Annotated in this window: 12 protein-coding genes; 4 read left to right on the top strand and 8 right to left on the bottom strand. The window is 66.3% G+C overall.

Going from position 1 to position 10,930, the window contains the following annotated elements; genetic code table 11:
* Positions 1-70: 70 nt before the first annotated feature.
* A complete protein-coding gene (locus tag NU1_RS09410; protein ID WP_245720027.1) occupies positions 71-1,162 on the top strand; it encodes an LLM class flavin-dependent oxidoreductase in 1,092 nt (363 codons plus the stop codon).
* A gap of 33 nt (positions 1,163-1,195) precedes the next feature.
* Here the strand turns inward: NU1_RS09410 and NU1_RS43120 are convergent, their stop codons facing one another.
* The gene (locus NU1_RS43120) at positions 1,196-1,318 is read right to left on the bottom strand and encodes a hypothetical protein (protein ID WP_281221094.1); all 123 of its coding nucleotides are present in this window, start codon (positions 1,316-1,318) and stop codon (positions 1,196-1,198) included.
* Between the two features lie 25 nt (positions 1,319-1,343).
* Positions 1,344-1,787, bottom strand: coding sequence for a D-aminoacyl-tRNA deacylase (gene dtd, locus NU1_RS09405; protein WP_067519488.1), 444 nt, complete (start codon positions 1,785-1,787; stop codon positions 1,344-1,346).
* Between the two features lie 147 nt (positions 1,788-1,934).
* Between dtd and NU1_RS09400 the strand changes: the two genes are divergently transcribed.
* Complete coding sequence (locus NU1_RS09400) at positions 1,935-2,210, top strand: PLD nuclease N-terminal domain-containing protein (protein WP_245720026.1); 276 nt, start codon at positions 1,935-1,937, stop codon at positions 2,208-2,210.
* On the opposite strand, the gene NU1_RS09395 is transcribed toward NU1_RS09400, so the two are convergent.
* The 6 genes from NU1_RS09395 to NU1_RS09370 form a co-directional block, all read right to left on the bottom strand.
* Positions 2,207-3,433: an acetyl-CoA acetyltransferase gene (locus NU1_RS09395; RefSeq protein WP_067519427.1), complete on the bottom strand. Its 1,227-nt coding sequence runs from the start codon at positions 3,431-3,433 to the stop codon at positions 2,207-2,209. The genes NU1_RS09400 and NU1_RS09395 overlap by 4 nt on opposite strands.
* 8 nt (positions 3,434-3,441) lie before the next feature.
* Positions 3,442-5,154, bottom strand: a complete 1,713-nt coding sequence (locus NU1_RS09390) for a class I adenylate-forming enzyme family protein (RefSeq protein WP_084521124.1) — start codon at positions 5,152-5,154, stop codon at positions 3,442-3,444.
* Between the two features lie 23 nt (positions 5,155-5,177).
* A complete protein-coding gene (locus NU1_RS09385) occupies positions 5,178-6,362 on the bottom strand; it encodes an acetyl-CoA C-acyltransferase (protein WP_067519426.1) in 1,185 nt (394 codons plus the stop codon).
* Positions 6,355-7,317 (bottom strand): LLM class F420-dependent oxidoreductase, encoded by a 963-nt coding sequence (locus NU1_RS09380; protein WP_245720031.1) that lies wholly within the window; start codon positions 7,315-7,317, stop codon positions 6,355-6,357. Before NU1_RS09380 ends, NU1_RS09385 begins: the two co-directional genes overlap by 8 nt.
* Before the next feature lie 62 nt (positions 7,318-7,379).
* Positions 7,380-8,840: a carotenoid oxygenase family protein gene (locus NU1_RS09375; RefSeq protein ID WP_067519423.1), complete on the bottom strand. Its 1,461-nt coding sequence runs from the start codon at positions 8,838-8,840 to the stop codon at positions 7,380-7,382.
* A gap of 74 nt (positions 8,841-8,914) precedes the next feature.
* Positions 8,915-9,817, bottom strand: a complete 903-nt coding sequence (locus NU1_RS09370; protein WP_281221093.1) for a winged helix-turn-helix transcriptional regulator — start codon at positions 9,815-9,817, stop codon at positions 8,915-8,917.
* Between the two features lie 235 nt (positions 9,818-10,052).
* Between NU1_RS09370 and NU1_RS09365 the strand changes: the two genes are divergently transcribed.
* Positions 10,053-10,367 carry a hypothetical protein gene (locus NU1_RS09365; RefSeq protein WP_157552066.1) on the top strand — a complete coding sequence of 105 codons (315 nt, stop codon included), beginning with the start codon at positions 10,053-10,055 and terminating at the stop codon, positions 10,365-10,367.
* Between the two features lie 19 nt (positions 10,368-10,386).
* Complete coding sequence (locus NU1_RS09360) at positions 10,387-10,926, top strand: YbaB/EbfC family nucleoid-associated protein (RefSeq protein ID WP_245720025.1); 540 nt, start codon at positions 10,387-10,389, stop codon at positions 10,924-10,926.
* Positions 10,927-10,930: the final 4 nt, after the last annotated feature.

The raw sequence follows: 10,930 nt of genomic DNA, 5'->3' as shown, positions 1-10,930 counted from the left end.
CGCGCAACGCTTTCCGCACCCGCTTCAGTTCTGCTGAGGCGGGTGCGGTTGTCTGGGTACCGTTGTGCGTATGAAGCTGAGTGTGAGTCTGTCCGAGGAGGATGTAGCGACACTCGACGATGAGGTGTGCCGGACGGGATTGTCGGGTCGGTCGGCGGCCGTCGTGAAGGCAATTCAACTGCTCCGTAGCCGTGCGCTCGAGGATGCTTACGAGCAGGCGTGGCAGGAATGCGATACTGCCCCCTTCGGTTCGAGACGTGGGAGTGACGTGGAGCTGCGGTTCGGGATTCAGTTGGCGCCGAAGGTGGAGCAGCTGGGGGAGATTCGGCGGTTGGCGCGGATTGCCGACGCGGAGGGGCTGGATCTGCTCGGGATTCAGGATCATCCGTATGCCGGGGAGCTGGCGGATACCTTCACGGTGATCAGCACTGTGCTCGCGGAAACCGAACGGCTGCGGGTGTTTCCGGATGTGGCCAGTCTGCCGCTGCGGGGTCCGGCCATGCTGGGGAAGCAGGCGGCGACGCTGGATCTGGTGAGCGGTGGGCGATTCGAACTGGCGCTGGGGGCGGGAGCCTTCTGGCAGGGGATTGCGGCCATGGGCGGGCCGTCGCGGACCAATCCGGAAGCGCTGCAAGCGCTGGAGGAGGCCACGGCGATTATCCGGGCCATGTGGGTGCCGGGGGCGAAGGCGACAGTGCGGGGTGAGCACTACTCGGTGAGCGGTGTGCAGTCCGGGCCCGCGCCCGCGCATCCGGTCGGGATCTGGTTCGGCAGTGTCGGACCGAAGGCGAATGCGCTCACCGGGCGAATCGCCGACGGCTGGGCCGCCCCGATCCCGCACTACCTGCCGTACGAGAAGTGGTCCGCCGCACAGGAAACCATTTCCCAGTCCGCCGCCGACGCGGGCCGCGACCCCGCCGACATCATGCGGATGGCGCAGCTCGTCGGCACGGTCACCGATGGTCCGGGGTCGGTGAGCCTGCGCGGTGAGGATCCGATCCACACGGACGCGGCGGGCTGGGCACGTATCCTCGCCGACCTCGCGCAGGGCACCGGTTTCGATACCTTCGTGCTCTGGCCCGAATCTCAGGACGAAACCCAACTTCGTCGGTGGACCTCCGAGGTGGTGCCCGCCACCCGCGCACTGGTTCAGGTCAGCTGAGGCGGATGTGCTTGACGCCCACCGTGATTCGGTTCAGGTGAGTTCGTAGCCGACCATTTCCGGATCACACACCACGCTGCCCGGCAGTCGCCGATGCAGTTCGTATGCGGTCTGGGTCTTACCGCCCCCGAACGGCCCATTGATCCACAAGAGCATGAGCGCCAGGTTACCGAAGTATGCGTCACGCCTCGAGGAGTAGCGTGACCGGTCCGTCGTTCACCAATTCCACCTGCATATGTGCGCCGAATCGCCCGGTCTCCACCGTCGCTCCGAGTTCACGCAAAGTTCTGGCGAAACTATCGACCAGCGGTTCGGCGACGGAACCGGGCGCGGCGGCCGACCAGGACGGGCGACGGCCCTTGGCGGTATCGGCGTAGAGGGTGAACTGGCTGATCACCAGGATCGGGGCGTTCAGGTCGGCGGCAGCGCGCTCCCCATCGAGGATGCGCAGGCGATAGAGCTTGTCAGCCAGGGCTTTGGCGGTGGCTTCGGTATCGCTGTGCGTGATACCGACGAGCGCTACGAGGCCCTGGGGTGCACCGTGGGCGGCGGGATCGATCCGTCCGACGACCTCGCCCTCCACGGTCACCTGCGCCGAACTGACCCGCTGCACCAGTACTCGCACGCTTGCGATCATTCCAGCGGCCGGAGAACGCCCGAGTTCAGGGTGTGTAATCCTTTCGATGTACGACCTGCGACTCATCCCGGCGAGAATAACTTCAGGGCTGATACCGGATGTGTCAAAACCGGTTGGTTTCTTAGGCTCATAATCATGACAACAATGACTCTCGCCTCCGCCGCCACGCTCGCCAGTACGGGTGAAACGGCCGGTTCCATCGCCCTCGCTATCGCGGGAATCGCATTTGTGCTCGCCGGTATCGTCCTCTTCATCGCGGGCGTGGTGAGCGTATTCCGTTCCGGCAATTACCAATCCGGCGGTAAGGCCGTATGGATTCTGCTCATGCTGGCCTTCCCGTTCCTCGGTCCGGTCACGTGGTTCATCTGGGGCCGCAATTCGACGATCCAGGGTCCGGCGCAACCGGTCTAGGCGGCTTCGACGACGAATCCCGCCACGGTGGTGGCACTGCCGCCGATATTGCAGGTGGCGAAGCGTCGCGCCCCCTCCACCTGGCTCTCCCCGGCCTGACCGGTGACCTGTTTGTAGGCGTCGAGGAGCATGCGCACGCCGGTGGCTCCGACGGGATGGCCGATGCCGATGAGCCCGCCGCCCGGATTGACGGGCAGGGCCCCGGCGCGGCCGATGTCGCCGGATTCAATGGCCTTCCAGCTCTCGCCCGGTGCGGTGATACCGAGGTGATCGATGGCGAGGTATTCGGACATGGAGAAGCAGTCGTGTACCTCCACGCCGTCCACCTCGGTGATTTCGGCGAGGCGCGCGCGGTCGAGGGCGTCGCGCATTGCCCGGCGCACATGGGGGAATACGTAGGGCTGGTCGGCGGAGGCACGGAGCTTGGCCTCCAGCGACAGGCCGACCGTGCGATGACCCCAACCGGTGATGACCGCGCGACGTTCGACCGGAATAGTGCTGTGGCGCTGGAGGAACCGATCGGAGACGAGTACGACGGCGGCAGCGCCGTCGGTCATCTGGCTACAGTCCTGACGCCGTAGTCGCCCGGCTACCGGCGGGTTGGCGGTGTCATCGTCGGCGAAACTCTCGGCGGTGAAGTCCCAGGAACGCGTCTGGGCAAGGGGATTGGTGCGGGCATTGCCGATATTGAGCTCGCTGATGGCGCGCAGGTGGGCCGCGTCGAGCCCGTAGCGACGGTCGTATTCGTCGGTAATGGCCGCGAACATGGTCGGCCACACGAAGTCGGTGTCGTGGGCTTCGTGTCCGGCCCAGGCGGCAGCCCCCAGATAGCGGGCGGCCTGTGCGCCGGGCACGGTCTTCTCCAACTCCGCACCGATTACCAGTGCGCAGTCGTAGCGGCCGGATTCGAGATCCGCCATGGCGGCGAGTACAGCCATACTGCCGGAGGCGCAGGCGGCCTCGTGACGGCTGGCGGGAATACCCCACAGCTCGGGCAGCACCGTGGCGGGCATACCGCCGAGCTGGCCCTGGCCGGTGAACAGCTGCCCGAAGGCATTGCCCACATGCACGACGCCGATGTCGGCCGGATCGATGCGCGCGTTGTGCAGTGTGCGCTCGATGGTTTCGCCGACGAGTGCGTCGAATTCTCGTCCGGCGCGGTGCCAGTTGAGGGCGAAATCGGTTTGGCTGCCGCCGAGGATATGAATGGCTCTGGGGGACATGTGGACTCCTAAACCTCGGTGACCAGCGCCGCGCGCAGTTCGCGTCGCAGAATCTTGCCGACAGGGTTACGCGGTAGGGCCTCGACGATTTCGAGCCGTTCGGGCAGTTTGAACGAGGCCACGTCGAGGCCGCGCAGATGTGCCACCAGATCTTCCAGCTCGACCGTTGTTCCCGGCGCGGGAACAACGAAGGCACAGCACTTCTCGCCCAGCACCGCATCCGGATACCCGACCACGGCCACATCGGCGACGGCGGGCACGTCGATGAGCAGACCTTCGATTTCGGCGGGCGCGATATTCATGCCGCCGCGAATAATGATCTCCTTCACTCGATCGACGAAGCGCAGATAGCGCCCGTCCTCGCCGCACAGTTCGAAAACATCTCCACTGCACAAATATCCGTCGTCATCGAATGGTTCGGTGGTGGCGGTGCCCGGAAGATAGCCGCCGAAAACGGCCGGACCGCGCAGTCGCAGCTCACCCCGTCCGCCCGGTTCGGTGACGATGTCGCCCGTCACGGTATCGACCAGTTTCACCGCGGTGCTCTCCGCCAGCCGGGTGGACCACCGCACGCCGGGCGCCCCGTAGCGCGGCAGATGTTGGGCGCGCATGGTCGGATCCGGAATATCGGCGGGCGCGCCGAGCAGGCAGACGCCCTCGTTGGATCCGAAGTTATTGAGTACCTCGATCCCGAACTCCTCCTGCCAGCCACGCACCACCCCGGGTGGCAGCGGCGCTCCGCCCGAACCGACGCGGCGCAGCGAGGTCAGATCCGTGCTGGCGCGTAGCGCGTCATTGCGCAGCAGCATGGTGAGCAGCGCGGGCGGCATGCTGGTGTGGGTGACCCGGTGGCGCGCGATCTGTCCGAAGAACACCGGCAGATCCAGTGGATGGTGCTGCACCAGATGCCCTCCCGCGAGCAGCCACGGCAGGAACGACCCCGCGAATCCGGCCATATTCACCATGGGAAATGGATTGAGCACCACCGCGTCCGGGGTGAGCCGCAGCCCATCCTGCACACCGCGACCCATGGCCAGCCAGTCGCCGTGGCAGCGCGGCACACCCTTGGGCGCGGCCTCGGTACCGCTGGTCCAGCAGATGGTGGCGCGGTCGTTGACCGTCACCTCGAGCTCGGATTCGTACTTCCGCAGCTGTTCTCGCACCTCATCGACCGGATGATCCAGTGCGACAGCGTCATCGGGAATCTCTGGACCGAATGCGAAGACGGTGCGACGACCATCCGCCACCGCCAGGGCTTCTCGCGCGAGCTCGCGATCGGACAGCCTGCCGGTGGTAATAATCGCCGTCGCGTCGGTCGCGGTGACAATGCCGGAGAGTTCATGGCGACGGTAGGACGCGGGCATCGGGGTGGCGACCGCCCCGAGTCGCCACAGCGCGAAATAGACGGCCGACAGTGCGACCGAATTCGGCAGCAGGACCGCGACGGTATCGCCCTGGCGAATGCCGCGTGCGAACAGCACGGTAGCGAGATCATCGATGACTTGGTCGAATTCGCGCCAGGTAAGGGTGCGCGGTACCGCACCGGTCAGCTCGGCGAGATTGGCCGGATCGGTCGTAGCGGGGGAGTCCGGTGCGTTCTCGACCTGGCGGCGCAACGCCTGCGGTAGGGTCTCCGGCTCCCACCACCCCTGGTCGAGGTAGTGGCGGACGGTCTCGGCGGGGTGGCAGGTGGGGATTGTGCGGGCGGGCGACTCGGGCATGGGATTTCCTGAGGTCGAAGTGTTCATATCAGCCGCCGTAAGATGATGGCCGAGCCCAAACCGAGGGCAGCGGGAATAGTGATGAGCGCGTGTTCGCCGCCGGTGCGGGCGAGTGCGTCGAGGGCCGCGGCGATGAGAATCCCGCCGGTGGCGCCGAGCGGATGTCCGACGGCGACCGCACCACCGGTGCGATTCACCCGTTCCGGGTCGAGCCCCAGCTCGCGGATCAGCACAAGCGGTGTGACGGCGAAGGATTCATTGACCTCCACCACATCGAGGTCGGCGGCGGTGATTCCGGCGCGCTGTAGTGCCAGCCGGGCGGCGGCTGCGGGTGCGGTGAGCAAGGGTGAGCGCACCGCCGTCTGCGCGGTGCCGACAATCCGCGCGATGGGCGCACGGCCCAGGCGGGCCGCGGCCTGCCGGTTACCCACGACAACCGCCGAAGCGCCGTCCGCCATTTGCGGTGCGGTGGCAATGGTGTGCAGTCCCGCGACCGGGCGCGGCGATCCCGGCAGCCGTCGCGCGACCCGATCCCAACCGGGGTCATCGCCGAATAGCGCTGGCAGCGCGGCGAAGCCGGTCAGGTCGGCGTCGGCCCGTGCGCCCTCGTCGCTGTAGAGCAGTATCGTGCCGCCCTTGCGCGCCGGTATGACGGACTCGGAAATCGGTGCGGTGGAGCACTTTCGATGTGATTCGACGGCATAGGCGTCCAGTTCGGTGCGCGAGATGCCGTGCGCGGCGGCGGTGAGATCCGCTGAGACCCCGATGGTGACGAATCCGGTGCGTTCACCGAGATCCGGGTCGGTGGCGATAGCGGGTCGATCCGACAGCATCGGCACCCGCGACATGGATTCCACACCGCCCGCCACGATCACATCCGCGAACCCGGCCGCCACGCGCGCGGCAGCGCTTTCGATGGCATCCAAACCCGAACAGCACAGCCGCGACACCACGCCACCGGGCACGGAATCCGGCCAGCCCGCCCATAATTGGGCGGCGCGCGCGATATCGCCCGCCTGTTCGCCCGTGGCCGTGCTGACGCCGACAATGACATCGTCCACGAATTCCGGTGGGCAGGTGCGGTTCTCCAACGCGGTGAGCAGCTGGCCGAGCAGTTCGTATGGCGGTAGCTCCGCGAGCGTGCCCCCGGACTTGCGCACGCGGCCGCGCGGCAGTCGTACCGCGTCGTAGATGAGAGCCTCAGACATGAGCGATTCCTGCGAGGGTTTCGAGGGTGTGCTGCCCCGCCGGATCGCCGGCGGAGGTGGCCGGGACGATGACCACTTCGTCGGCACCGGCATTGCGGTACGCGGTGAGCCGGTCGGTCAGGGTGGCGGCATCTCCGAAAAGGCCGATGGCATCGGCGAGTTCATCGGGTATCGCGGCCAGCAGGTCGCGGGGATGGATGGCGGTACCGCCCAGTCGCACCAGGTCGCCGTACCCGGCGGCGGTGAACATGGCGTCGTAGCCGGGAGCACACAGGTAGCCGACCAGCCCGCGGCGCACGGAGGCATACACCTCCGGTGTCGGGTCGGCGGCCGCGGTGATCCACACCGAGATCGCCGGTGCCGGACGATCGACCTGAGCCGCGAAATTCCGCACCGCCGCGGCGGATCGCGAAACCTGCTCGGGTGTCACCAGATTCAGGACCACGCGATCCGCCGTACGGGCAGCGGCGGCGAGCGCTCGCTGTCCGAATGCCGCCACGGTGAGTTCACATCGCGGCGGCGGCAGACGCAGTCGATAACCCCGCGTGCGTTCCACCGCGCCGTCGAAATCCACCTTCGCGCCATCCACCAACCCGCGCACGATTCGCGCGGTGTCCTCCAGATGAGCCGCCGTGCGCAGCCTTTCCCGGCCGTGCCACTCCTGAACCACGACGTCACTGGAACTACCCAGTGCGATGCCGACGGTCCGCCCGGTGAGCGCGGCGACACTCGCCGCACCGATGGCAATACCGGCGGGAGTGCGCACATCCACCGCCAAAGGTCCGATACACAGGGGGATTCGGCCCGGTGCCTGCCCGATCACGGTGGCCAGCGCGAAGGCGTCGAATGTCGCCATCTCACCCACCCACAGCCGTCGATAGCCCAGTTTGTCGGCGGCTTCGGCGACCAGCAGCGCGTCCATCGGGTCACGGTCCTGCCAGTACGGCAGGCTCACACTCAACCGCGACTCCGAATGCTTTGGGAGGTCGGGTATTCGAAAGGTCATGTCCGTTCCGCTCAGTCGACCGTCCGCGCGGCGGCGCGCATGCGCTCCCCGCTCACCCAGGTGGCGTGGAAGCCCAGCGGCACCCGCATCGGCAGCCCCAGCCGGCACACCGGCCCCGCGGCGAGATCGGCGGCATCGTAGATCCACACCTCGCCGAGATCGGTATGGCTGTTGTGGGCGAACATGGTCAGCCAGGCGTCATCCTCGCCGCCGCCATTCGGGCGCGGCACCACCGTGAGCTCACTACCGAAAATCCCGGCACCGAAGGGCTGGGTCTGCTTCGCCCCCGTCAGCACGTCGTACTTGATCACCGCATCGAAAAGCATGGTGCGATCCACCGATAGCCGCATCTGATACGACCAGCGTCCGCGCTGCCCGGTAAGCCCCTGATCGATCGCCGGGAACTCGGTATTCACATCATCGAGCGACTCTTCGGCGGTGGCCCCGGTGCGCAGATTGAACCGGTACCGATACAGCGTCGCCTCCGGCCGCAGGTAGGCCAGCAGCTGAGCGAGTGGATGGGTGCGGTCGGAAGCCGGACTGGGCCGAGATACCCGGCAGGCCACCATGACTATTTCGTCGCCCTCTTCCCAGGCATTGACGGTGTGATAGATATACCCGGGCTTCGCCTCGAACCAGCGCACCGCCGCCCCATTGCCACGTCGCGGGAGAACCGCGAAGCGACTGGGCAATTCGCGATCGAAGAACAGCTTGAACCGTCCCGCCGCCGCGGCCCGCGGATCGTTGTAGAGCGGCAGATCCATGAGTATCGAATAGTTTTCGGTGATCGCCATATCGTGCGGCAGGCGCGGTCCCGGCAACTCGATCCCGGTGTAGTGGGTGACGACCCCGGACGGATCGGCCACGCCGTAACGCAGGTACGGCGAGTGAATCCCGTAGTCGAAGAATACGAATTCCTCGGTGCGTTCATCGACTTTGGCGTGCGCGGACACCTCGCCCGGCAGCGTCCCCCCGAACTCGTCGACCCCACGGGTCTCCAGGTTGATCGGGTCCAGCGCATAGGGTTTCCCGGCGCGATACCAGAGCGCCAGCAGATTCCCGTGATGGAACACCACATCGGTATTGGCGGAGTTGCGCTCCCGCCGATCGCCCGCCGGATTGTCATCCCAGGGCTCGATCACCCCGCGCCACAGGGCAGTTCCGGCCGCCCGCTCCGCCTCGAACTCCCCGGTGCGCACGTAGCGATTGCGATAGGTCGCCCGCCCGTTCTCGAAATGCACCGCGTGCAGCATCCCGTCCCCGTCGAACCAGTGATACCGCCCCATCGGTGCGAACTGCGGATTGGGCCCATTGCGCACGTACACGCCATCCATGTCCGCGGGCAGTTCCCCGGAGATCACCTGGAGATCGGTAACCGTGACCTCATCGGCGGTAGGCGCATAGGGCCCTTCGAGATACGGATTCGCCAAAGCCTCGGCGGCCGGTGCGATGAGTTCTTCCCTGAGGGTCATGGGACTGCCTCCGAAGGCGCAGGGGCGGTATCGCCCCGATAAGTTTCACTACAGTTAATGAAGTGATACGCGTCTCAGCGAAGACTGTCAAGGCTCGGCATCGGCTCGAACCGCACATCGGTCCGCCCCAGCCGCGCCTCACACCCCCGACACCGCAATGCCGGAGCGAGCACCTCCCCGCACCCGAGATGCCGAATCCGCAACCCCGTTTCCGACACCTCCGGATGCGCCAACTCCGCCCAGGCCAGCAGAAACGCGAACACCCCGAACAACCCACGCCCCCGCGGCGTCAACCGATACTCCGCCGCATCCTCCGGCCGCGCCATAATCCCCGCATCGCACAGCCGAGACAGTCGCTCCGTCAACGTCGTAGGCGACATCCGCAAAGCATCCCGAAACTCCCCGAACCGCCGCACCCCCGCCAACGCCAACCCCGTCACCGACGCACTCCACCGATCCCCAATGGCCTGCATGATCTCCTCGAACTGCGCGTCATCGGAGGTGGCGGCACTACCCCGCGACGACCGCCGCCGCCCAGAAGTGATGTGCCACAGCGCATCCTCCGACAACTCGACCGCAGTGTCATGCGTGGTCACAGTCCGCCCGCACCCCCGACACATAAGCATCGGCGGCCCCCGATGCCCACACTCCACATGCACCAACTCCGGCAGCACCGCCCCCTCGGCAGTCCACTCGCGCTGCCAGGCCCACACGCAGACGAGAATCTCCCAGGTGGCCAGTCCGAGCGCGGTAAGCCGATATTCATGCCGCTCCGCCGCGCCCGGCTGCGGCGCCCGAACCAGCACACCCGCATCGACCAGCGCATTCAGCCGCGCGGTCAACATGGCGGGCGGCGCACCGGTGCGCTCCATCCACTGATTGAACCGCCGCGCGCGGTGCACGAAGGCGTGCCGCAGGATCGTCAAGGTCAGACGGTCCCCGAGCAGGTCGAAGGTGGCAGCCACCGGATTGGTCACGCCGCTAACGGTAAGGGAACCGGCCGAGGTATCCGGTGCCGCCATGGTGCCCCCATCCTCGATAATTGCAATACGTTAACTGTACTGCGGTAGTAGGGGGCCTGATTCGCCAGCCAGCAACCCTGCGTTCAAGTTAGCGATACGAACGATTTGCTATTGGCTGTCAACGTCTTTCACGTACCAGTCGAGCGGGGGAGAAGCCGAACGCCCGCGCCAGCGCCGAGGAGTGGAATCGATGACACAACCTCTCGAGGTGTACGAGGACCTGCTCCGTAAGGCCGCGGATGCGACTGGCGAGGTGCGTGACCGGGTCGACAGCGTGCTGACAACGTTGAAAGGGTCATTGAATGGCCGGGGCGCGCCCTGGGGCGACGACAAGATCGGCACCCAGTTCTCCGAGGGCGACCAGGGCTACATCGCGGCGCGTGACGACTTCTTCGAAAGCCTGGGAAATATCCGGACGACCTTCGCGGGCTTCTCGACCGGCCAAACCAAGGCCGCCGACAAGTTGGAGGCGCAGGAGCTGGCCACTCGCGACACTTTCCGGTGATCGGGAAGTGGTGCACCCCATGGTGAATGAGAACGCACGCGCGGAAATGATGTCCGTACTCGGCGATGTGCGAGAGCAGTTGCGGACCATCGGCCAGCTACAGCAGGAGCGGGCGCGACTCACAGCCACCGCCAGTGTGCGCAATAAGCGGGTAACGGTCACGGTGAATGCCGATGGCGTGGTGATCGAGACGAAGTTCAGCTCGGATATCGACGATCTCGGCTATGGCGAGATCGCCCGCGCGGTGACCGAGGCCGCGAAGCAGGCGGCCGCCGAGGTCGCCCGCCGTGGCAGTGAACTGCTGGCACCGCTGCAGGATCAGCGGTCGCGGTTACCGAAACTATCGGATCTGATCGAGGACATGCCCGACTTCGCCAGTCAAATACCGACGCCGCCAACGGTTCCCACCTCCCCGCCGACTGGCGATGATTCGACGAATAGTGCCGCTGCGCAGGCCGAACCGGACGAGGGCGCCACGCCGGCATTGGAATTCAGCGACGTCGAGTCCCACGACCACGAGCGGAAGCCGGCGCATGGGGTCACCGAATCCAGTTGGTGACCGC

The organism is Nocardia uniformis NBRC 13702 (assembly GCF_001613345.1).
Taxonomy (GTDB): domain Bacteria; phylum Actinomycetota; class Actinomycetes; order Mycobacteriales; family Mycobacteriaceae; genus Nocardia; species Nocardia uniformis.
Note: the sequence above shows the minus strand (reverse complement) of the source record. Positions and strands in the feature narration are given on the sequence as shown.